We start from the raw sequence: 22,953 nt of genomic DNA on the forward strand, positions 1-22,953 counted from the left end.
CTCGTTCTCGATATCGGTGAGCAGCAGGCGGGCGTTGTCGTAGCGGTAGCGCAGCTGGCTGCCGTCGGGATTGATCCGCCGACTGACCAGGTGCAGGCCGTCGGCGTATTCGTAGTGGGTGATGCGGCCCAGTTCGTCGCGCTCGCCGGTGACCTTGCCGTAGGCGTTGTAGCTGAAGGCGCGGGTGCCGCCGCCGGGCAGGCTGACTTGCGTCAGGCGGCCTACGGCATCCCATTGGTACTGGGTGATGGCGCCGTTTTCGTCCTGGCGGGTGATCTGCCGGCCCTGGGCGTCGTAGCGGTAACGCCGCTCGCCGCCATTCGGCAGTTGCTCCTCGAGCAGTTGCCCCAGCGGGTTCCACGCCAGTTTGTGGCTGCTGCCGTCGGGGTGGCGGATGGCAAGCAGGCGCCCTTGAGCGTCGTAGCTGTACTGGGTGGTGTGGCCGTGCGGGTCGGTCTGCGCGGTGATATCGCCTTGCGCGTTGCGCCTGTATGCCCAGGTCGCCTCGCCGCGTTGTACCGCGCTGACGAAGCCGTCGCGGTACTCGTAGGCAATCGGTTGGTCTTCCGGCGGTATCACCGCGCTGAGTCGACCGGCCTCGTCGTAACGGTATTCGGTGATGGCGCCGAGCGGGTCTTGCTCGGCGATCAGCTGGCCTTTTTCATCGTAGGACTTGAGGGTTTGCGCGCCGTCCGGGTCGACCTGTTTGATCAGCCGGGCATTCTCGTCGTGGACGTAGACTTGTTCGCTGCCGTCGGCGTTGAGCACCGTGACGCCGCCCTTGTCGTCCCAGATATAGCGCGCGTCCATCTGCCGGAAGTTGCCCCAGTGACGCACGCAGCGTGCCTGTTTGCCTGCGCCCTGCCATTCCCAGTAGAAGGCCGCGCCGCCAGCCAGTTGCCGTTCGAGGATGACGCTGGCGTCGTCGTAGCGGTAGCGCTCGGTCTCGCCGAGGGCATTGCTGGCTTCGAGCAATTGCCCCGCCGCGTTATAGCGGTAGCGCACCAGGGTCTGTACGGTTTGCCAGCTGTCTTCCTCGTTGTCCGCCGGGCGCTGGAGCTGGTAATCCACCGCTGCGATATGCCTGCCCTCGTAGCACAGCTTCAGTGCGCGGCCGGCCGTGCTGCTCAGGCGCTGGATGCGCCCCAGCAGGTCGCGACTGAGGTTGAGGCGGTTGCCATAGGCATCGCTGATGGCGATCAGGTAACCGCCCTGTGGGTCGCGGCGAAAGTGATAGAAGCGCGGCGCTTTCCCGGCCTGGGCGAGTATCAGTTCGGCGGGATCGTCGCCCAGGTAGATGGCCGCGCGCGACAACCTGTTGGTAATGGCCGGACGCTGCTGGCTGGGTAGCGGGAAAGTCGTACGCCGGTTCTCGTGGTCGGTCCACACCAGGCTGTCGCCTTCCAGGTCCAGGCGGTGCGCCAGGCTGTGGCTCCAGCCATAGCCCAGCCCGCGGTCAATCTCGGCGGCGCTGGTGCGATACAGGCGGCTCCAGGGAAAGGCCAGCAGGCCGTCCAGTTCGCCGTCGGTGAGGGTCAACAGCTCTTCGCCGGTAACCATCGACACGGGACATTTGTCAGTGCAGGTTTTATCGGCGCTGTCCGCCGCTTTGTCGTTTGGCGTTTTCGCCGGGGCCGATGCGTCGTCCACCGCATCCGCTTTCGTCACCCGGGTGTTTCGCGTTTTGCGGCGGCGAATGCCGAGCGTATCCGGCTCGGTCAGATTTATACCCTGGGCCGGGCTCTTGACCTGTACGGTGGCCTTCTGCGAGCTATTGACCAGCACCTCGCCTCGCGCGGCCAGGGGTTTGACCGCCTCGGCATGAGGCTTGAGAGCATGGCTCTTGCTCACATCGATCAGGGTCTGCACGGCTTTTCGCAGTTGCTCGGCGGCGCCGTTGCTAAGCCCCTTGGCCACCTTGACCGAATAGCGCACCACCAGCCCGGCGCCACCGGTCAGGACTATGCCCAGCAGCACGTCCAGCAACAGCCCACTGACCAGCTGGGAGGTGAACTCCGCCACCACGGTGGGCGGCAGCAGCTGCACCCAGCACACCACGGCGGAGGCATAGAGGAACATCAGCGGTTCGTCGCTGACGATCATCAATACGGTGTGCATCAGCTCCTTGGCCTGAGCCTTGAGCTTCTGGAAGTCGGCCTCGGAAATAAACGTGCGCAGCTTGTCGTAGTACTTATCCAGATTGGTGAGGATGTCGTAGAGCTTCTTGACGTCGTCCCAGATCGCCATCAGGGCGCCGCCCATGCCGTCCAGAAAGGCCTGGTTGATTTGCGCCAGGCGCTTGGGGTCGCCGACCGGGGCCAACAGCTTCCACTGCGCGGCGATGCTGCCGCTCCATTCGCCGTGCAGCCAGTCGTGCAGTTTGCCGATCACGCCGTCGTAGGAGGCGTAGAGGGTATTGACTTCGCGCTGGCTGACATTGGGGTAGAAGCGGATGCGGTACTGGCTGTTCGGTATACAGCCGACGATGCTGCCCATGCCGTTGGCATCGAGCGTGCCGGTAAATTTCTGCGGGCTCTGACCGCTGAAGAACGACAGCTGTTGCACCGCCTCAAAGGGCGTATTGCCTATGGGCACGAAGTTGGCGGAATCGAATGCATGCAGCAGCTTGAGTTGCCCATTGGCCGGGCAGGACGCATAGGCGCCTATCGCGCCGGTCTTGTCTTTGTCGGCTTTGACCTTGGCGATCTCGTCGCCGATGCTGAACTTCTGCTGGGCATCGAGCGCCCAGCCGGTCAGCAGGCTGTCGGCCAGGTCTTTGTAGCGCTCCATGCTGTTGCGCTTGAAGTCGCCAATGATCTTGGCCGCGTCGGGCTCCTGCGCCGTCAGGCCATGGAGCATAAAGGAGCCGTAGAGGATTGAGCTGATCATCGAGTCAGTTCCTGTTCCATATGGGCCTTGAAGCGCCCAGCTAAAGTGTCTTCCGTGTGCTGGCCGTGCCGAACGAAGTGCTCGGTCTTCAGCCGCAGGTTGGGCTCGGGAAAGGCGAAATACAGCTCGGCATGATCCTCACGCAGCCACTGCATCAGGTTGTCGACCCGCGGGGTGGGGTCTTCCTCGTTCAGTTTGTCGAGCAAGGCCGCTGGCACTTGCCACCAGGGATAGGGTTTGGCCGGGGTGAGCGCTGGCAGTGCGACTTCCAGTGCCTGGCCGTTAATCAGATAACGCGTGAATACCGGCAGCAACTCGCCGGTCTCGGCGCCCATGTGGTTGAGGATCGGCAGCAGGTGGCGGCCATCCCAGAAACGGAAGAACACCGCTCTGCCATCCGGCATCTGCACCTGGGTCAGGCCCTTGAGGTGCTCCAGCACTGTATGTGGCGGATAAGGCGAACTGGCCAGCCAGCCCCAGTCCTGTTCGCTGTCCTGCTCAAGCCAGTCGAGAAAAGGGCTATCGGGCCGCAGCTCGCCAAGAAACGGCATGACCGCTTGCCAGTCCGCATAAGGCGTGGCGTCCCAGATGGGCAACGGCGCAATCGGCTCGTCCTGCTGGTAGTAGGCTTGCAGCGGGTTGGCTGCACTGGCGTTAGTCATCACCACGTAGAGGTGCAGATCGCCGTTGTGGAGTTGTGCGTTCAGCCAGTCACGGACACTCAGGTGCTTAGAGGGCACAGGCACCGCCTTTGCACTTTTCGCACTCCTCGCAGAAAGGCGCGTTGCGTTTCAGGGTTTGAATTTGCGCCGGGGTGAGCAGCGCCCCCGCCTTATCCGCATCCGCCGCCTTGGCTAGGCCAGGCAAGACAGGCGCGGCACCTGAACCATTGCCCGGCGCGCCGCCGGAGTTGAATTTGATCTGTGGCCCCACCAGGGTGATGCCGCCGGCATCCAGCTTGAGAAAGCTGCCGGCGGCCTTGAAGGTCAGTTCGCTGCCGGCTTCCAGCACGACTTTCAGGCCGCTGGACAGGTGGATCTCCTGCCCCGCATTGATAAATTGGCTGGTGCCGATTTTGATGTGCTGGTTGTTGCCGACACTGAGGTGGTCGTTGGCCTTGATTTCGCTTTTGCGATCAAGATGCGTGGTGCGGTGTTCTTCGGCTTTGAATTCGCTGTAGCTGCTGGCTTCGACTGTGTCGTGGCGCTGGTTGCCGATGCGGATCTTCTGGTCGTGCTCGATATTTTCGTCCCAGTCGCGCTGGGCGTGGATATAGATCTGCTCCGCGCCTTTCTTGTCTTCGATGCGCAGCTCGTTATAGCCAGCGCCGCCGGGCGAGCTGAGGGTCTTGAATACGCTGCGGGTCTTGTTGGCCGGCAGGTCGTAGGGCACCACGTGCTCCTTGTGGTACAGGCAGCCGGTGACCAGGGGCTGGTCGGGGTCGCCTTCGAGGAAAGTGACCAGCACTTCCATGCCGACTCGCGGGATGGCGATGCCGCCATAGCGATCGCCGGCCCAGCTGGATGAGACGCGCAGCCAGCAGCTGGTCTTGTCGTCGGCCTGACCTTCCCGGTCCCAGTGGAACTGCACCTTGATGCGGCCGTATTGATCGCAATGAATTTCCTCACCCGCCGGGCCGGTGACCACGGCGCTTTGGCTGCCGAGGATGCGTGGTTTGGGGTGTTGCAGAGTTGGCCGATACGGTACGGTCCAGGGCGTGGCGGTGAAGCGGTTGCGATAACCCTGCTGGAAGCCGTCGCCGCTCGTTTCACCCTCACCCCCGGCCCCTCTCCCATAAATGGGCGAGGGGAGATTAGTGATGGACTCTTCCAGCACCTGCGGCTGCTTGCCTTGGTGATGGATTTCGGTCAGCAGCCAGAGATCGTTCCAGCTCGACCTTGGATGCTCGGTAAAGGCCAGAAAATGGCCACTGACCAGGCGCGGCTGATCGCTTTCGCCCTGGGCCAGTTCGAAGTCGTGACGATGGCGTTCCAGGGCGCGCTGGCTGAGGTGCTTGCCGCGTTCGCGGTCGACGAAGCGGCCGGGATAGTCGTAGTCCTCCAGGTCGGGCGTGAACGTGCTTTTGGCATCGGCTTCCAGCAGCAACCTGGGCTTTTCGAAATCGTAGTCGCGACGGGTCACCCGGCTGCTGCGGGTTTCCACGCGCACGCCAAAGCGCTTGATCACCGGCTTGTCGGCCACCAGGCCGCTGTCCTGCTGGTAGGCCGTAGGGGCCAGCTTGGGAAACGGCGTCTGGTCGTCGCCAAACACCAGCACATGGCCCTGGTCGCTGTGCTGAAAGTGGTAGTGAATGCCCTCCTCCTCGCACAGGCGCTGGACGAAGTGCAGGTCGGATTCGTCGTACTGCACGCAATACTCGCGCGCGGGGTAGACCGAGCCGAGTTGGAATTGATAGGCGTTGGCCTGGATGCCATGCTCCTCTAACACTTGGCCGATGATTTGCGCCACAGTCAGCTGCTGGAAGATGCGCTGGTTGCTGCGATGCGCCAGATAGGCCAACTGCGGGCGCAGGCTGAGGTGATAGCGAGTCAGGCGCTTCCCGGATTCGCCCTGGGCAACTCGGTAGATATGCCCGTGGATGCCATTGCCGGCTGGCGACAAGGCGAGAAACGCGGCCTGATGCAGCAGGCTTTCCAGATCGAGGTCGGGGCGCTCGCTGACCAGTTCCAGCTCGAACACGAAGGGCTGGCTGATCGCCTCGCGGCCGCTGAATTCGAGCACCTGCAGATCGTGGGCGAGGCCCTCGATATTCAGGCTGAAATGGGTCTGGTTGGCTGGGGCGAACATTCGTTGTCCTCTTCTTTCGTTCCATGAATCGAGCCACTGCGCATTTCTAACCCAGGCATGCCATGGCAGCCGTGCACATTCGAGCTTTTTGCCTATTGCCATCGGCGTTTGGCGAAACAGCTCTCATCGAAACGCAGCGGCCAGGACTATGCCTGGCCGATACGGTGTAGCGCGAACTCTGCCAAGACTTAGGCGGAGATCGGGGTGCGCCAGTCGTCGGAGCCGGAAGTGCCGGAGACTTCGTGGGTCCAAACGATTTTGCGGTAGGTGAAGTACACGTCTTCCAGGTGAGTGAAGTGCGACATGCCTGGGTCTTGGCAGTTCGGCATGCGCGACTGCACGTCAACGATCACGGCGTCTTCCAACTCGATGGTGAAGTAGTGCTCTTGGGTACCGGTGGAGGAAGTGCGGAACCACTCCAGGCGACACTTGTTCAGACGCTCACCGGAGGTCAGGGAGTTGAAGATCAGCGGCGAGGATTTGTCGAACACCTTGGTGATCATCAGCGGCTTGTGCACACGCTGGCCAGTCGGCTGACCGGACTGCGGATCACGCGGGATGATGACCTGGTGGTTGAATGCCTGGACCAGAATCTGGTCCTCATGACCTTCCTGGAAGATATTGCCGACCGAGTCCTCGGTAAAGGTGCCAGCGGTGATCAGACCTTGTTTGGTGCCTTCGAGGGACAGATACGCGGGTGTTGGCATGAGTGCTCTCCTTGCCTTGGGTCATGGATCTGAAGTGATCCGGGAGCCGACTAGAGAGCGATAAGCGTGCCACTTATATAAAACCAATTAAAATCATTAACTTAGCATGACCAAAAACACAGGAAAGGTCATAACGTGCGGTAAGTCACTGAAAGCTGGGCAGCTTCTTGCGCAGCGCTGTGCAAGAAACTGCCAAACAGCTCATAGACCAATAGCAACGGTGCCTGCAGAGAAGTACCCACAGACTTACCCACAGATCAATGCGCAATATCTTGCGCAACGCGCTATTTCGGCTACGCCACCCACAGCTATGCAAGCCTAGCTGCATCGGCATAACGGCCTGGAAAACTGCCGAGGCAGCCCGCCTAGCCGGACAGCGTATCGGCCAGCAACTCGCTGAGCTCATCGGCGCCGTCCTGCGCGGCAGCCATGGCCTGCGCGCAGAGGGCCCGGTAGCGCCGCAGCACCTGCACGCCCAGGGCGGTCAGCTGGGTACCGCCACCCTGCTTGCCACCGGCCAAGGTGCTGACCAGCGGCTGCTTGAAGCTGCGATTCATGGTTTCCACCAGCAGCCAGGCGCGCCGGTAGGACATGCCCAGGGCGCGCGCCGCCGCGCTGATGGAGCCGTGCTGCTGAATGGCCTCGAGCAGCTCGGCCTTGCCCGGGCCCATGGCGATATCCGCGCCGTTATACAGGCGAATTTTCAGATCGAGGCGATACATAAGCTGACCGGTGTTGATGGAAAACGCCCCGCAACGACTCGTTCGAGCAGCGCCACGGGCGCCACTCGGCACCCCGTGGCGCGGCTATTACTGAGTGACAAGCGCGGCATCGACTATCTGCTGCGCCTCGCTGAAGATGCGCTGCAGGTGCGCCTCGTCGCGGTAGCTCTCGGCGTAGATCTTGTAGATATCCTCGGTGCCCGACGGCCGCGCGGCGAACCAGCCGCCCTCGCTGATCACCTTGATGCCGCCAATCGCCGCGCCGTTGCCCGGCGCCTTGTCGAGTACCTGGGTGATAGCATCGCCGGCCAGTTGGCTGCCGCTGATCTGCTCGGCCGAGAGCTTGCCTAGGGCCTTCTTCTGCGCGGCAGTGGCCGGGGCATCCACGCGGTCGGCGTAGATAGCGCCGAATTCGTCGGTCAGGCCGCGGTACAACTCGCCCGGGTCGCGGCCGCGGCTGGCGGTCATCTCGGCGGCCAGCAGGGCCAGGACTATGCCGTCCTTGTCGGTGGTCCACACGCTGCCATCGCGGCGCAGGAAGGTGGCGCCGGCGCTTTCCTCGCCACCGAAACCCAGGGAGCCGTCGAACAGGCCGTCGGCAAACCATTTAAAGCCCACCGGCACTTCCAGCAACGGGCGGCCCAGGCGCGCGCTGACCCGGTCGATCATCGCGCTGCTGACCAGGGTCTTGCCCACCGCCGCCGTGGGGCTCCACTGCGGGCGATGCTGAAACAGGTAGTCGATGGCCACGCTGAGGAAATGGTTGGCCGGCAGCAGGCCGACGCTGGGCGCGACAATGCCGTGACGGTCGTAATCGGTGTCGCAGGCGAAGGCGATGTCGTAGCCATTCTTCAGGCCAATCAGGCGCTGCATGGCATGGCTGGAGGATGGGTCCATGCGGATCTTGCCGTCCCAGTCCAGGCTCATAAAGGCGAACTGCGGGTCGATGGTCTGGCTGACCACGTCCAGGTTGAGCGCGTACTGCTCGGCGATGCGCGACCAGTAATGCACGCCCGCGCCGCCCAGCGGATCGACGCCCAGGCGCAGGCCCGCGCCGCGGATCAGGTCGAAATCGATCACGTTGCCCAGCTCGCCGACATAGGCGCCCAGGTAATCGTGCCGATGGGTGGTCGCGGCCTGCAACGCACGTTCCAGCGGCATGCGCTTGACCTCGCGCAGGCCGCCTTCGAGCAAGGCATTGGCGCGGTTCTGCACCCAATTGGTGATATCGCTGTCGGCCGGGCCGCCATTAGTCGGGTTGTATTTGAAGCCGCCGCAGTCCGGCGGGTTGTGCGAGGGGGTGATGACTATGCCGTCGGCCAGGCCGCTAGTGCGGCCCTGGTTGTGCACCAGGATGGCGTGGGAAATCGCCGGGGTCGGGGTGAATTCGCCGCCCGCCGAGATCATCGCCTGCACGCCATTGGCCGCCAGCACCTCCAGGGCGCTGTCGAACGCCGGCTGCGACAGGGCGTGGGTGTCCGCGCCGATAAACAGCGGGCCAGTGACGCCCTGGCTCACGCGGTAATCGCAGATCGCCTGACTGATGGCCAGCACGTGGGCCTGATTGAAGCTGCACTCCAGCGAGCTGCCGCGATGGCCCGAGGTGCCGAAGGCCACCCGCTGCGCCGCCACGGCAGGGTCGGGTTGCAGGTCAAAATAGGCCGCCAGCAGCCGGGAAATATCGCACAGCGTCGACACAGGCGCCGGCTGGCCGGCCAAAGGATGGATACGCGGACTCACAAGGGGCTCCAAGGCTATTCAGGGCTATAGAAAAGTGCGCAAGCTTAGCAGTCCTGCCGCCGTGATAATGGATTTCCCGCTATCCTTGGCGGCCTATTTTTGATGCGCCAGGAATATCCGGATGAAAGCCCAGCTCGAAGAATTGATCAGCAAAATAAGCTCGGGCTGCATGGCCCCGGAAGACGTCGCGCGTATCGCCGAGGAAGCGGCCCAGGCCTACGCCGACCCGCAGGCCTTTCTCGCCGCCAACCCGGATATCAACTACGACGACAGCTTTCCGATTCCCCTCGGCGAATGGGTGGTGGTCGGCAGCCTGCCGGAAACCGTGCTGTTCCAGGCCGACAGCTATGACGCGCTATTCCAGCAGATAGTCGAGTCCTTCGGCCCCCAGGTCAGCTTCGTGCTCAAACCCAAGCAGCTGGTCAAAGTCGAACCGCTGAAAGCGCTGAACCGCATCCAGGTGCAGCTCAGCAGCCTGTCGCCGGAAACCCAGGGCTATGTACTGCTGGACTTCAGCGAGCCGTTGGACGATGAACTGCAGGCGGTGCTGGTGTACACAAGCGACCTGCCACGGGTGATGGAATTGGCGGTGGCCGTCGGCATCTACGCCGCCCCGGCCTATGAAAGCCTAAAGGCCGCCCAGGCCGAGCTGTAGGTTGGGCTGAGGAACGCAGCGACGAAGCCCAACGAACGCCAGAAAAACCGCTGTTGGGCTTCGCTGCACTCAGCCCAACCTACACCCTCGCCACTATTAAGACACCGCACAGTCAACCGTAGCTCGGATGCAATCCGGGGAACCTTGGCTGTGTGCAAATGCCCCCGGATTGCATCCGGGCTACAACTCGCCGCGCAATGCCTTGTCGAACAGCGCGCTGTACTGCTCCGCACTGAAGGCGATGGGATTGGTGCCGGCCGAAGGGTCGACTGCGGCCATCCGCCCAACCTGCTCGATGCGCTTAGCGTCGATGCCAATCTCCCCCAGGCTATGGGGGATGCCGACCTGGCTGCGCAGCGCCAGCACCCAGTCCAGCACCCCGCCGAAGCCGGGCTTGGGCAGGTTCAGGTAGCGCGCCATCTTCTCCATCTGCGCCTCGATACTGGCGCGGTTGGCCAGCAGCACATAGGGCATCAGCACCGCATTGAGCAGGCCATGATGGGCGTCATACAGCGCCCCCAGGGGATGGGCCAGGGCATGCATGGCGCCCAGGCCGCGCTGGAAGGCGGTGGCGCCCATGCTGGAGGCCACCAGCATCTGCAAGCGCGCCTCGACATCCGCGCCATGGGCCACGGCGCGGGGCAGATACTGTTGCACCAGGCGCATGCCCTCCAGGGCTATGCCTTCGGCCATGGGGTGGAACAGCGGCGAGCAGAAAGCCTCCAGGCAGTGCGACAGCGCGTCCATGCCGGTGGCGGCGGTGAGCTTGGCCGGCAGGCCGATGGTCAATTCGGGGTCGAGAATCACCAGGGCCGGGAGCATCCTGGCGTGGAAGATGATGCGCTTGATCTGCGCCGCATCATCGGTGATCACCGCGGCGCGGCCGACTTCCGAGCCGGTGCCGGCGGTGGTCGGCACGGCCACCACCGGCGCCATGCCGGCGACATTGACGCGCATGCAGTTGTCGCCGATATCCTCGAAATCCCACAGCGGCCGGTCCTGGCCCACCATCAGGGCGATGGCCTTGCCGGCGTCCAGGGCCGATCCGCCGCCGCAGGCGATCACCCCGTCATGCGTGCCTGCCTTGAACGCCGCCACCCCGTCCATCACGTTGGCCCCGGTGGGATTACCCTTGATGCCATGGAACAAACCGGCCTTGAGGCCATCGTCGCGGCACTGCAGCAGCGCCTTGTCGATGATCGACAGCGCCGCCAGGCCGGGGTCGGTGACCAGCAGCGGCGCGCCCATGCCCAGCTGCCGACAGGCCTCCGGCAGCTCGCGGATGCGCCCGGCGCCGACGCGAATCGAGGTCGGGTAATTCCAGTTCATGCGGTACCGGTTCAGGTCCATGGCGCGCCTCACAGCTGGGTCTTGAAGTGGAAGGATTTCGGCCGGGTCAGCTGCTCGTAACCGACCCTGGACAGCGTGCAACCGCGTCCGGAGTTCTTCACCCCGGTCCAGGCCAACCCCGGGTCGAGGTAGTCGCAGCGGTTGAGAAACACCGTGCCGGCCTCGACGCGATCGGCCAGGGCCAGGGCCGCCTCGACATCGCGGCTGAAGATGGCGGCGGTCAGGCCGAACTCGCTGTCGTTCATCAACGCCAGGGCTTCCTCGTCATCCTTGACCTTCTGGATGCCCACCACCGGGCCGAAGGATTCCTCGACCATCACCCGCATGCCGTGGTGCACATTGGTCAGCACCTGGGGCGCCAGGTACGGCGTACCGGGCTTATCCAGGGCGAAGTGGGACGGCACTATATGGGCGACCGCCCCCTGCCTGATGGCGTCGTTAATCTGCCCGCGGACGAAATCCGCCGCATCGGCGTTCACCAGCGGCCCCAGGGTGGTCTCCGGGTCATCGGAGCGGCCCAGTTTGTATTGCTTGACCAGGGCCACCGCCTGCTCGACGAAGGCATCGTAGAGGGCCTCATGCACATAGATGCGCTCGATGCCGCAGCAGGATTGCCCGGAGTTGAAGAGCGCCCCGTCTATTGTGGTTGCCACCGCGTGGGCCAGGTCGGCATCAAAGCGCACATAGGCCGGGTCCTTGCCGCCCAGCTCCAGGCCCACGCCGATAAAGCGCCCCGCCGCTGCCCGTTCGACCAGATAGCCGCCCGCCACCGAGCCGGTAAAGGCCACATGGGCGATGCTCGGCGAGCGGATCAGGTGTTCGGTTTCCGCATGGCTCAGGTGCAGGTACTGGAACACCCCGTCCGGCAAACCGGCCTCCTGGAAGGCCTCGACCATGCGCTCGGCGCACAGCGGGGTCTGCGCCGAATGCTTGAGCAACACCGCATTGCCGGCCAGCAGCGCCGGCATCACCGCGTTGACGGCGGTCAGGTAGGGGTAGTTCCAGGGCGCGATGACCAAGGCCACGCCCAAGGGTTCGCGGCGGATAAAGCGGATGAAGCCGGGTTTGTCCGGCAGCTGGATATCGGCCAAGGCGCTTTCGGCGATATCCGCCATATAGCTGGCGCGCTCGGCAAAACCGCGAATCTCACCGGCGGCGTAGCGGATCGGGCGGCCCATCATCCAGCACAGCTCTTCGGCCAGCTGGTTTTCCTTGGCGGTGAAGGCGGCGATGGCCCGACGTCCGATGGCGACGCGCTCGGCCAGCGGAGTGTGCCTCCAGCGCTGCTGCGCCTGTTCGGCGCCGACCAGGGCGGCGAGGATTTCCGGATTGGAGGCCAGATGGCGCTCGACATAGACCGATCCGTCGATGGGCGATATGCAGTGCAACTTGCTCATTGTTCGCTCCGTAAAACTCTGCCCCGATCAACAGGTAGCCCGGATGCAATCCGGGGGTGGTGTTAGCCCATCCCGGATTGCATCCGGGCTACACAGTAAGGCGGTTTACAGGTCGTTGAAAAACGTAGGCGAGGCAGCCGAGACAAGGCGCTACTTTAGTAACAGCCTCCGGCTGGTCAAAACAGGCGAGGAAGCGGAGTTTACGAGCTGTAAATGAGCATTACTCGTTTCACTCGCCCTTCGGGTCGCGCTGAAGCGCGTTAGCCGCAAGCGGCTTGCCGAGCCTGTTTTTAACGCCCCCTGTCTTTTCTAAAGCGTGGCAACGCAGGTAGTTTTTCAGCGACCTGTCAGATGATTTCGAAGTAGCGATCCAATTCCCAATCGCTGACATGCCGGCGGTATTCGCGCTCCTCCCATTCGCGGCTGGCGGCGAAGTGCTCGACGAACGCATCGCCGAATAGCTCCCGCGCCGCCTGGGACGCCTTCAAGCGCTGCGCCGCATCCCACAGGGTGCGCGGCAGGGCCAGCTCATCGGCGTGTTTCATCGCATAGGCATTGCCGGTCACCGGAGCGCTCGGCTGCCACTGCTGCATCACCCCGTACAGGCCGGAACCTATGGCCACCGACAGGGCCAGGTAAGGGTTGCCGTCCGCCGCGCCGAGGCGGTATTCCTGGCGCTGGGACTTGTCGCCGCCGGGAATCACCCGCAGCGCCGCGGTGCGGTTTTCCACGCCCCAGGTGGCATCGGTGGGCGCCCAAAAACCGGGAATCAGCCGCCGGTAGCTGTTCAGGGTCGGCGCCACCATGCACAGCAATTCCGGCATCAGGCGCTGCTGCCCGGCGAGGAAATGCCGCTGAATCTGGCTCATATTGTGCGCCTGGCTCGGGTCGAAGAACGCCGACTTGCCGCTGGCCTTATCGCGCAGCGACACATGCATATGCCCGCTCTGCCCCGGGTACTTGCCCGACCACTTGGCCATAAAGGTGGCCATCAGGCCGTTGCGCTGGGCCAGCACCTTCATAAAGGTCTTGAACAGCGCGGCCTTATCGGCGGCGGCTTCGGCCTGGTCATAGGCAATGGCCGCCTCCAGCACGCCGGGACCGGTTTCGGTGTGCAGGCCCTCGATGGGGAAATCCATGCACTCGGCCATCTCCAGAATCTCGTGGTGCAGTTCGGCGTGCACCGAGTTGCGGATGGTCGAGTAACCGAACCAGTCCGGGGTAAAGGGCTTGAGGTTGCGAAAGCCCTTCTCCCGCGCCGACTCCGGGGTTTCATCGAACATAAAGAATTCATATTCCAGCGCGGCAAAGGCCTCGAAACCCATGGCCGTGCAGCGCTCGAGCACCCGGCGCAAGGTGGCGCGCGGGCAGACCTTTTCCGCGTTCCCGGCAAACTCGCAGATAAACAGCAGCATGCCGTTCTCGAAGGGCAGCTCCCGGCAGCTATGGGGCAGCACCCGCACCGGGGCGTCCGGGTAGCCGGTATGCCAGCCGGTGTACTGGGCGTTGTCATAGAGCTGATCCTTCACATCCCAGCCCAGCACCACATCGCAAAAGGCGAAGCCGCTGTCCAGGGCGGAGAAGAACTTGCTGCGGCTCAGGTACTTGCCGCGCATCACCCCATCGTTATCGAACACCCCGACCTTGACGTGACTAAGCCCACGCTCCTCGACGATGCGCTTGGCATCCAGGGCGGTCTTGACCTCTCGTGGATTGAGCATGCAGATCCCCTTCTTATGGTTATGGCCGACTGCCGCTGTCAGTCCGGCCAGCACCACGTCTCAAGCGCAGGGCCCAGCAAGGCCACCCAACACGCCAAGACAAACCAGCCAACACCCGATAGAACGCCCGGCAAAAGCCTATTGAGTGTGGTACAGGATTGCCCGGTTGGCTGTGCGGGCAGGAAAAAGCGGCTCAAGCGACTGGTCGCTGACAACTAACGGCTAAACCAAAGCACAGCGTCCGTAGGCTGCGTTTGAGCGCCGCGCTAGCCATCCAGCAAGGCGGCAGCCGCTGGGCCGCAAGCGGCGCTGGCCTAGTGCTAGCCTTTGCGTAACGCCTTGGCCAGCCAGTAATCCAGGCTCAGCCAACGCCCGGCGCCGCTGAAGAACAGCACTATCAGCATCAGCAGGTAGGTGGCGGCGAATTCGATGCCGTTGTTCAGCACCACCAGCTTGCCGCTGCTGGTCAGCCAGTCGTAGTCGCCGTGTTCCTTGAGGATCTCCCGGGCGCGCGCGATTTTTTCCGCCGAGGCCAGCACCCGCTCATTGACGAAGGGCGCCGACCCATCGGCAATCGCCTGCCAGCCGTAAGGCCAATGCACCGCGAAAATCGCCACCAGCATGGTGACCATCAAGGGCAGGCTGATCCAGCGTACCCCCAGGCCGAACAGCAGGAGCAGCGCACCGCCCGTTTCGCTCAGGGCCGCGGCCCAGGCCAGCAGCTCGGGAAAGGGCAAACCCAGGCCCCAATCCGGGTTGCCGAACCAGGCGGCGGTGGCGCCAATATCGGCCAGTTTATGGCTGCCGGCCATCCAGAAAATCGGCACCAGGTACAGGCGCAGCAGCAAGGGGCCGAGAAAATCCAGGCGGCGGGCGGCGTCCAGGCAATCCTGGAGGCGATTGAGCAAGGTCAACATAGGGGTCTCCAACGCCAGGCAGAGCCAGCGCGATTCAGAGAATGGAAGGGGCAGCCGCGGCGAACCAGATGCCCTGGCGTTGCCAGTCATCCAGCAGGCGTTGGCCGTTGCTGAGGTAAGCCTCATCGGTAGTCAGCCCATGCTGCCGGGCCAGGTCCTGCAGGGCTTCCAGAGCCGCCTCGCCGCCTTGCAGCCTGAGGGCCAGCTGGTAGGCGAAGGGGCTGAGCTGCATAAAGCGCACCTTGTCCTGCCGGTCGCGCCAGACCAGCAGGCAGGTCGCCTCGCCAGGCGCCTCGCTCGGCCGGTACTCCGCGCCAATGCGCTGCACCGGCCATTGGTAGGCCAGCGGCCAGGCCAGGGCCGACCAGCCCTGCTCCGGCAGCTCGGCCTCGCTGATATCCAGGGCCAGCTCGACCCATTCGTAATGCGCCAGCTCCAGGATAAAAGGCGGATCGCCCGCCGCCGCGACATAGCCCTGCTGCAACCAGGCGAGAAACTCCTGACTGATCTGGAGGAAATACGGCGTGAGCGCTCGATGCTCGGCGATAAAAGCGCGCACCAGCTGCTCCCAGCGCGGCGCCTCGAATAGCCGGCGCAGCACCGGGAAGGCGCCGCTGATAAAGCCTTCGATAGTGTTGAAGAACAGCCGTTCATACACCGCCATGCGCTCTGCGCTGATGCCTGCCAGCAGCGGCTGCTGCTTGGGCTGGCGGATGCGCGCGGCGAAGGCGCGTTGCAGCTCCACGCCGCTCATATGCCGCAGCTCCTAAGGTCGCCAGGCTGCGGTTCGGCCGCGCCTTGCAGGCGACGAATCTGCGCCACCTCGGCATACAGCTCGGCAATCGGCGGGAAGTTGAAGTCGCGCTCCAGCAGGGTCGGACGCACGCCATGCACGGCATAGGCCTGCTCCAGCAAGGCCCACACCGGGTCGATCACCGGCGCGCCGTGGCTGTCGATCGTCAGATCCGCGGTCTGCTCGTGATGCCCGGCCACATGCAGGTAGGCGATACGCGCGCTGGGCATGGCGGCGATATAGGCGGCCGGGTCGAAGGCGAAATTGCGGCTGTTGACGAAGACATTGTTCACGTCGAGCAACAGCTGGCAGTCGGCCCGCTCCAGCACGGCGCGGACAAAACCGGCCTCGTCCAGCTCGCCCGGCAACTGCGCATAGGCCGAGACGTTTTCGATAATCAGCGGCCGCTCCAATACGTCCTGCACCCTGCGCACGCGCTCGGCGATACGCACCACCGACTCCTCGGAAAAGGGCAGCGGCATCAGGTCATACAGCTGGCCGTGATCGGCGCAGGCCGACAGATGTTCGCTGTAGCCACGCACGCCGTGCTGGTCGAGAAAGGCCTTGATGGCCTTCAGCAGTTCAAGATCCAGCGGGGCAAAACCGCCGAGATTGAGCGACAGACCATGGCAGAGCAACGGCAGGCGTTCGCTCAGCGCGCGCAATTGCTTGCCTAAGCGGCCGCCGACGCCGATCCAGTTTTCCGGCGCCACTTCGAGAAAATCCAGCTCGGCCAGCGTGCAATCCTGCAACGCGTCGAGCAGGCCGCGACGCAGGCCAAGGCCGGCGCCGCTGACGAAATCCGCCTGCATGTGCTGTCCTCCCAAGCTCAGTTAGGCGTCCTGCTTATCGGCACCGCACTTGCCTTCGCCGCATTTGCCTTCGGCTTCGGCCTTGGCGGCGGATTTGGCTTCCGACTTGGCTGCGTCAGCGCCTTTGCCCTGGCCTTCGGCCTTCATTTCGGCGCCGCACTTGCCTTCGCCGCAGGAGCCTTCGGCCGCCTTCTCGCCAGCCGCCAGGCTGTAGCCGCTGCTCAGTTCCTGGGCGGCAAACGGGTTGCTGGCCGCTTGCACGGTGAAGGCCGCGCTGCTCAGCAGTGCGGCGCCCAGGGTGGCAACAACGGCGTTCAGGTGTTTCATGGCAAATCTCCAGTGCAGTTAACAAGAGGGCCGGGGTTGGCTCGCTCGGCACAATGGACAAGGCCGCGGCCGCTCCGTTACACCGGCCACCGATTTTTTAGCGAAAGAAGCAAGGCGCCAGCTGCCGGCACAGATGCCGCCACGGCTAATGCGCCGAGGGCGGACAAGGCGCGGCCCTGTCCGCCCTCGGCGGTTGTAGCTTGATGGTGCGGGACTAAAGCAACCCAGCCTAGTGTGCTGTCTCAGAATTACTGATGCCGGCGAAATAGTTCGGATAGCACTCTGTAGGAGCCAGCTTGCTGGCGATCTTCGGTGCCTGTTGGCGGATCGCCAGCAAGCTGGCTCCTACCAACCCGATGGCGCCCCAACGGGCAGTGGCTCGACCGGGGAAACGATTATTACGAGACAGGCCACTACGAATGCTGGCGACGCAACTCGGCCAGTTTGGCGGCCAGGCTATCCAGCTCGGCGTTCTGCCCTTGCGGCAGTTGGCGCAGTACCGCCTGGCTCAGGCGCATCTGCTTGATAAAGCGTCGGCAATTCTTACAGGCCAAGAGATGACGACGCACCGCCAGACGCTGACGGAAGCTCAACTGCTTATCGAGAAAATCACTGGAGCGTGCCACCAACTCCTTACAACTCAGCATTGGCCGGTCTCCTCAAAATGCTCCAGGGTGGCGAACACCTTCAGGCGCGCGCGGTGCAGCAGCACCCGCACATTGGAGAGAGACACCTGCAAAAGATTACAAATCTCCTCCAACTCCAGCCCTTCGCGCTCGCGCAGGTGCAGCACGCTGCCCTGCAACTCCGACAGGCTGGCCAGGGTCTTCTCCAGGCACTCGCGCAGCTCGGCCTCGGTCAGCAAGGCTTCCGGGGTGTCCTGATGCCAGGCATAGGGGGCCAGCAGCCAATGGCCATCGTCGGCGAAGCGCTCGTCACCGATGCTGCCATGGGGCGAGGGAATATCGTCCAGCAGCACTTCGCGGCGGTTGTGCTTGAGGCGGGTCTTAGCCGTGTTGGCGGTGATGGTCAGCAGCCAGGTCTTCAGGCTCGCCCGCCCCTGAAACCCCTCCAGGTTGCGCACCACCGCGAGCCAGGCGTCCTGCACCACTTCATCGGCGTTGCGGCTGCCGACAATGGCGAAGGCCACCGCGCGCATGGCCCCCTGATAGGTGGCGACCAGCTCGCGGAAGGCCTTCTGCTCACCGGCCAGCAGGCGGGGCAGCAGATCGGCGTCATTTATCTGCATAGTCAAAATCGCCTTAAGGTCGTCGCGAGCGCAGGGCAGGCAAGGCGAAAACAGGCGAGGACGCGGAGTTTACGAGCTGTAAATGAGCAGTCCGAGCCTGTTTTCAACGCAGCATCCCCAAGCGCAGTAGACATTAAGGTGATTTTTAGTGCTTGCGCAGAATCACGCTACCAATCGAATAACCCGCCCCGAAGGAGCTGAGCACGCCGAGGGCGCCGCTGGGCAGGTCGTCCTGGTGCTTGTGCAGGGCGATCACCGAGCCGGCCGAACTGGTGTTGGCGTAGGTATCGAGAATCACCGGCGCTTCGCTCGGCTCGGCGTCGCGGCCGAGCAGTTTGCGCGCGATCAGCAGGTTCATATTGAGGTTGGCCTGGTGCAGCCAGAAGCGTTTGACGTCGGCCACGTTCAGCTGATTTTCCGCCAGATGGCTGGCGATCAGCTCGGCGACCATCGGGCAGACATCCTTGAACACCTTGCGCCCTTCCTGGACGAACAGCTTGTCGCGGCTGCCCACGCCCTCCTCCCCACAGCGGTTGAGGAAGCCGAAGTTGTTGCGGATATTGTTGCTGAACAGGGTGATCAGCTTGGTGCCGACTATGTCGAACTGATGCTTGGAGGTGGCCAGATCGTCACGCTCGATGATCACCGCGGTGGCGGCGTCGCCGAAGATAAAGTGGCTGTCGCGGTCGCGGAAGTTCAGGTGACCGGTGCAGATTTCCGGGTTGACCATCAGCACCGCGCGGGCCTGGCCGAGCTGCACGCTGTTGGCCGCGGCCTGGATGCCGAAGGTGGCCGAGGAGCAGGCCACGTTCATGTCATAGCCGAAACCCTGAATGCCCAGGGCCGCCTGCACTTCGATGGCCACCGCCGGGTAGGCGCGTTGCAGGTTGGAGCAGGCGACTATCACCCCGTCGATATCCGCGGCGGTCTTGCCGGCGCGCTCCAGGGCCTGCTTGGCGGCGGCCACGGCCATCTCGCAGAGGATGCCCCACTCCTCGTTGGAGCGCTCGGGAATACGCGGGGCCATGCGCCGCGGATCGAGAATGCCGGCCTTGTCCATGGCGAAGCGGCTCTTGATGCCGGAGGCCTTTTCGATAAAGGCGCTGTTGGATTCGGTCAGCGCCTCGACTTCGCCGCGGGCAATCGCCTCGGCGTTGTCGGCGTTGAACAGCTGGACGTAGGCATTGAAGGCTGCGACCAGTTCATCGTTGGAAATACTGTTCGCCGGGGTAAAGAGGCCGGTACCACTGATCACGACGTTATGCACGGTCAATCCTCTGGTTCTTTGCCGCCCGTGGCGGCCAGTTATGCAGTACGCCCGAGGCCCGCGGGCCTGGGGCAAAAAATCCGGGCTTACAGGAGCTAAACGTCGATCCATGAACCTCCTGTAACGAGCCGCAGAGTTTGCCACAGGCAGAACCCATTCGTCCGCCCAGCCGGTCGCTACAGTTGCAACAAACTGGCGGTTATGGGGGCAAAGTGACGCACAACGCGCCGCCAGGCAGCGAGATAGACCCTCGGCCGCGGCCTGCGCGCTGGTGCACCGCGGCCGGCCAGGCAAGGGGCGAGTCGAGACTGACGAAAGGGTCTTTCCTTGACTATCGAGTCACCCCATGCAAGAACAGAAAGCCTGCGCCCATAGGCCCAATTACTGCCCCCTCAACTGCGCGCCCTGGATACCTGTTATGGCCCTGCATACCTGGCTGCTCTATCTCTTGGCGGTGATAGGCCTATCGCTGACGCCCGGGCCCAACGGCCTGCTCGCCCTCAGCCATGGCGCACTCTACGGCCAGCGCAAGGCCCTGTTCACCATAGCCGGCGGCGTGCTCGGCTTTACCCTGCTGATGGCCCTGTCGATGCTCGGCATCGGCACCCTGCTCAAGGCCTCGGCCGAGGCGCTGACGCTGCTCAAGTGGCTGGGCGGGGCTTACCTGATCTGGCTGGGCATCCAACTGTGGCGCGCCCCGGCGCTGCACCTAAGCCTGGCCGAGAAAGCGGCGAGCCGTAGCGACGCGACGCTGCTGCGCCAGGGCTTGCTGTCGGCCCTGTCCAACCCCAAGGTGATACTGTTCTTCGGCGCCTTCCTGCCGCAGTTTCTCGACCCGCACGCCGATCTCTGGTTGCAGTTCGCGATCATGGCGCTGACCTTCGCCCTGGTCGAGGGCGGCGTCGAATACCTGCTGGCCCGCCTGGCGCACCGCATCCGCCCCTGGCTGCAACGCAGCGGCAAGGGATTCAACCGCTGCTGCGGCGGCTTGTTCGCCCTGATGGGCGCGGCGCTGCCGATGACCCGCTAACTAGCTGCAGTTCAAACCTCACTCGCCACTGCGGGCATTAGCCGAATAGCGCGCAGGCCCTGCTCGCTTTCACGGCTCAGGGCATGGCTGGCGACTTCCGCCATGGCGCGGCGATACGCGTAGGTCAGGCTGTCGAGCAAGGTGGCGCTACGCTGGAGAAACTCCACCGGCTCGCCGGCCTGGGCATTCAACCTCGGGCAACGCAGGCGCAGATAACCGCCCAGGCTGTCGCCATCGAGCAGGGTTTGCGGGATCAGATCGGCTTTGCTCAGTAGGCGTAACGCCAGGTCCTGATAGCGCAGCAAGGCGTCCTGGCTCAGACGCTCGCTCAGGACATCGGGAACCTGCTGATGCCAATCGAGAAAGCGCACGGCCAGTTCGCGGGCCTCGAGCAAACGCGCATAGTCCACATAGAGCTTGCCCAGCTGCAGCGCGAGCTGCGCCGCCTGGCGTACCGCCACGCTGGCCGCAGCCAGGCTCAGTTCCAGGCGCCGCCGATACAAGGAAGCCGCCAGTTGCAACTGGCGCTGCGCCGGGGTTTGTCCCGCATCTATCTGCTGGTACAGCGCCAGGTGCTTGGACGCATCGAAGGCTTCGCTGTCGCTCAGGCGCGCGTTCACCCCATTGCGCTGCAATTCGCCGCACCAGGCCAGCGCCACGCGCTGCTCTTCCTGCGCCTCGGCCTGCGCCCAGGCCTGGGTGATTTCCGGGGACAAACGCCGCAGCTCATCGATCACCGCCTGCCAACCCAAGCCCCTGTGCGCCTCCTGCACCGGCAGGTGCAAGGCCAACCAGGGCAGGTTGCGCCACTGCCGCCCCGTCCACTCCCAGAGCTGATCGAGCGCCTGCTCGCGCTGGGCGCTGAGCTGGAGAATCTGCTGGCTGTCCTGCAGCTGCTCGGCCGTGTATTCCAAGCCCAGGTCAGCGTAATAGGCCTGGGTCACGCGCTGGCAATGGCTGGCGAATTGCGCGAACAAGGTCGCTGCCGGGCGCGGGTCATGCAAGTAACCCGGCGCCTGCAACGCCTCGCTGTGCTGGATGCGCTGCAGATCGGCCGGGTGGGTGTGCCAGTAACGCGTGCTGCCCTCCTCCAGCCCGTGCTGCAACTGTTGCAAGGTGGCCTGGCTGAGCTCAGCGGTTTTCAGCGCGGTGGCTTGCGGCATATCGCGCAGCAAGCGGCGCTCGCGCCAGGTGCGGGCATTCTGCTGGTCCACTTCGCCCCAGGCCCAGGACAGCGCGCGCAACTGCAGGGCGCTGGCGCGAAAGGCCGCACTGCCGGCCAGCAGGCTTTCATAGCGGTCGGCATCGAATTCCATCTGCCGCGACAGCGAACGCGACAAGCGAAAACTCAGCCAGAAACAGCCGCGCATCAGCAGACGCGAGAGCTCGATACCCTGCTGGGCGACCCAGATCGCCAGCTGGAACATCCACCAGGGATCGGCCTCCAGCCATTCCTGCAAACGATCATCCCAGGGGTCGCGGCTATTGCCACGCACCTCCAGCCAGGCGTTGACCGCGTTGATCAGAAAGTTGCAACGCATCCCCAGGCGCTGGGCGAAGTGACCGAATTCATGGGCCAGTACCCCGACAAACTGCTGCACGCTCATCCCGGCCACCAGCGGCATGCCGATGGTCAGCACCTTGCGTCCGGAAAAGAAGCCACGCCAACCTTGCTCGAAATGCACGCTGGCATTCACCTCATTGGACAGCTGCACCGCCACCGGCGGGCGCAGGCCAATCGCCTGGCACAGCTGCTCGATCACGCGCTGCAAGCGCGGCTCGGCGCTCAGATCGAGTTGCAAGGGATCACTTTCGCGGTGGCTGGCCAGGAAAAACGGCCGCGCCATAAACAGCAGCAAGATGCCGCCGCTGATTGCCGGCACGCCATACACGCAGAGCAACAGCCAGATATTGCGCAGCCCACCGAGGTACTGGTGGATATGCGTCAGGTACCAGACCAGGCCCAGCCCCAGGCCGACCACCAGGCCGGCATAGAGCAGCGGCACCAGCATGCAGCAGAGGGTGACCAGAAATAATTGGCTGGCATAGGCCGGGCTCGGCCGGGCGCGCTTCAAGCCATTGCTCGCCAGGTGTTCCAGCGCCACCAGGGGATCGGGCGCTGGCGCGGCCTCGAGGCTTTCGATGCGCACCTCCAGGCCCACCTGCTGCAAGCGGCGCTGCCAGCCTTCGGCACTGGCATGGTCCAGCGCGCTTTTCACCACCCGCTGCGCTGGCGGCAGCAAGGCCTGCACCTGAGCCGGCGACAGCTTCAATTGACTCTGCAAGCGCTGGGCAATCTGCTCTGGCTCATGCCCCGGCAACGCGCGCCCACTCAGCACCACACGGAATGACATGGCGATCCCTCGCAACAGCTGGAATTTAAGGTTCGCCAGCTTAACAAGCGACTAACACCGCCGATAGCTCAGCCAGGCTTAGAACCTGTTTACGACCTCGCGAGCTAGAGCCAGACAAGGCAAAAACAGCCGAGGAAGCGCAGTTTACGAGCTGTAAATGAGCATTCCGAGGCTGTTTTTAACGCCGGATGGCCGACGCGCAGCAGATCGTAAAC

At 63.8% G+C, this 22,953-nt stretch carries 19 protein-coding genes; 2 read left to right on the top strand and 17 right to left on the bottom strand.

All coding sequences use genetic code 11. The features are described from left to right. From Q8Q83_RS20200 to pgm, 6 genes are all read right to left on the bottom strand, one after another. Positions 1 to 2,889 (bottom strand): DUF6531 domain-containing protein (locus Q8Q83_RS20200; RefSeq protein WP_371132376.1); only part of this gene is annotated, 2,889 nt, incomplete at its 3' end. Continuing rightward, positions 2,886 to 3,629 (bottom strand): DUF4123 domain-containing protein, encoded by a 744-nt coding sequence (locus Q8Q83_RS07080; RefSeq protein WP_305622363.1) that lies wholly within the window; start codon positions 3,627 to 3,629, stop codon positions 2,886 to 2,888. The genes Q8Q83_RS07080 and Q8Q83_RS20200, both read right to left, overlap by 4 nt. Then, on the bottom strand, positions 3,619 to 5,697 hold the full coding sequence (tssI, locus tag Q8Q83_RS07085) for a type VI secretion system tip protein TssI/VgrG (protein WP_305622365.1): 2,079 nt from the start codon (positions 5,695 to 5,697) through the stop codon (positions 3,619 to 3,621). The genes Q8Q83_RS07080 and tssI overlap by 11 nt, the downstream gene beginning before the upstream one ends. Positions 5,698 to 5,885: 188 nt before the next feature. Beyond that, positions 5,886 to 6,404, bottom strand: a complete 519-nt coding sequence (locus tag Q8Q83_RS07090) for an Hcp family type VI secretion system effector (protein WP_305622367.1) — start codon at positions 6,402 to 6,404, stop codon at positions 5,886 to 5,888. Positions 6,405 to 6,769: 365 nt separating this feature from the next. Then, the gene (locus Q8Q83_RS07095) at positions 6,770 to 7,126 is read right to left on the bottom strand and encodes a winged helix-turn-helix domain-containing protein (protein WP_305622369.1); all 357 of its coding nucleotides are present in this window, start codon (positions 7,124 to 7,126) and stop codon (positions 6,770 to 6,772) included. Positions 7,127 to 7,213: 87 nt separating this feature from the next. Further along, a complete protein-coding gene (gene pgm, locus Q8Q83_RS07100; RefSeq protein ID WP_305622370.1) occupies positions 7,214 to 8,866 on the bottom strand; it encodes a phosphoglucomutase (alpha-D-glucose-1,6-bisphosphate-dependent) in 1,653 nt (550 codons plus the stop codon). 121 nt (positions 8,867 to 8,987) lie between these two features. Between pgm and Q8Q83_RS07105 the strand changes: the two genes are divergently transcribed. After that, positions 8,988 to 9,521 (top strand): hypothetical protein, encoded by a 534-nt coding sequence (locus Q8Q83_RS07105; RefSeq protein WP_305622372.1) that lies wholly within the window; start codon positions 8,988 to 8,990, stop codon positions 9,519 to 9,521. Between the two features lie 180 nt (positions 9,522 to 9,701). Here the strand turns inward: Q8Q83_RS07105 and Q8Q83_RS07110 are convergent, their stop codons facing one another. The 10 genes from Q8Q83_RS07110 to Q8Q83_RS07155 all read right to left on the bottom strand — a co-directional run bounded on the left by Q8Q83_RS07110 (position 9,702) and on the right by Q8Q83_RS07155 (position 19,354). After that, on the bottom strand, positions 9,702 to 10,871 hold the full coding sequence (locus Q8Q83_RS07110; protein ID WP_305622373.1) for an iron-containing alcohol dehydrogenase: 1,170 nt from the start codon (positions 10,869 to 10,871) through the stop codon (positions 9,702 to 9,704). Positions 10,872 to 10,879: 8 nt separating this feature from the next. Beyond that, complete coding sequence (locus Q8Q83_RS07115) at positions 10,880 to 12,268, bottom strand: aldehyde dehydrogenase family protein (RefSeq protein ID WP_305622375.1); 1,389 nt, start codon at positions 12,266 to 12,268, stop codon at positions 10,880 to 10,882. A 347-nt stretch (positions 12,269 to 12,615) separates the two neighbouring features. Continuing rightward, a complete protein-coding gene (locus tag Q8Q83_RS07120; protein WP_305622376.1) occupies positions 12,616 to 13,989 on the bottom strand; it encodes a glutamine synthetase family protein in 1,374 nt (457 codons plus the stop codon). A 320-nt stretch (positions 13,990 to 14,309) separates the two neighbouring features. After that, on the bottom strand, positions 14,310 to 14,906 hold the full coding sequence (locus Q8Q83_RS07125) for a DoxX family protein (protein ID WP_305622378.1): 597 nt from the start codon (positions 14,904 to 14,906) through the stop codon (positions 14,310 to 14,312). Between the two features lie 34 nt (positions 14,907 to 14,940). Continuing rightward, positions 14,941 to 15,660, bottom strand: coding sequence for a DUF2063 domain-containing protein (locus Q8Q83_RS07130; RefSeq protein WP_305622380.1), 720 nt, complete (start codon positions 15,658 to 15,660; stop codon positions 14,941 to 14,943). Continuing rightward, positions 15,657 to 16,511, bottom strand: coding sequence for a DUF692 domain-containing protein (locus Q8Q83_RS07135; protein WP_305622382.1), 855 nt, complete (start codon positions 16,509 to 16,511; stop codon positions 15,657 to 15,659). Before Q8Q83_RS07135 ends, Q8Q83_RS07130 begins: the two co-directional genes overlap by 4 nt. A gap of 21 nt (positions 16,512 to 16,532) precedes the next feature. Further along, positions 16,533 to 16,838 (bottom strand): hypothetical protein, encoded by a 306-nt coding sequence (locus Q8Q83_RS07140; protein WP_305622383.1) that lies wholly within the window; start codon positions 16,836 to 16,838, stop codon positions 16,533 to 16,535. Between the two features lie 413 nt (positions 16,839 to 17,251). Further along, positions 17,252 to 17,485 (bottom strand): anti-sigma factor, encoded by a 234-nt coding sequence (locus Q8Q83_RS07145; protein ID WP_305622385.1) that lies wholly within the window; start codon positions 17,483 to 17,485, stop codon positions 17,252 to 17,254. After that, complete coding sequence (locus Q8Q83_RS07150; RefSeq protein ID WP_305622387.1) at positions 17,479 to 18,087, bottom strand: RNA polymerase sigma factor; 609 nt, start codon at positions 18,085 to 18,087, stop codon at positions 17,479 to 17,481. Before Q8Q83_RS07150 ends, Q8Q83_RS07145 begins: the two co-directional genes overlap by 7 nt. 145 nt (positions 18,088 to 18,232) lie before the next feature. Then, complete coding sequence (locus Q8Q83_RS07155) at positions 18,233 to 19,354, bottom strand: beta-ketoacyl-ACP synthase III (protein ID WP_305622388.1); 1,122 nt, start codon at positions 19,352 to 19,354, stop codon at positions 18,233 to 18,235. Between the two features lie 418 nt (positions 19,355 to 19,772). On the opposite strand from Q8Q83_RS07155, the gene Q8Q83_RS07160 reads away from it, so the two are divergent. Continuing rightward, complete coding sequence (locus Q8Q83_RS07160) at positions 19,773 to 20,384, top strand: LysE family translocator (protein ID WP_305622390.1); 612 nt, start codon at positions 19,773 to 19,775, stop codon at positions 20,382 to 20,384. An 11-nt stretch (positions 20,385 to 20,395) separates the two neighbouring features. Here Q8Q83_RS07160 and Q8Q83_RS07165 read toward each other — a convergent pair whose 3' ends face one another. Further along, positions 20,396 to 22,738 (bottom strand): M48 family metallopeptidase, encoded by a 2,343-nt coding sequence (locus Q8Q83_RS07165; RefSeq protein WP_305622391.1) that lies wholly within the window; start codon positions 22,736 to 22,738, stop codon positions 20,396 to 20,398. Positions 22,739 to 22,953: the final 215 nt, after the last annotated feature.

It is taken from the genome of Pseudomonas sp., assembly GCF_030696055.1.
Taxonomy (GTDB): domain Bacteria; phylum Pseudomonadota; class Gammaproteobacteria; order Pseudomonadales; family Pseudomonadaceae; genus Aquipseudomonas.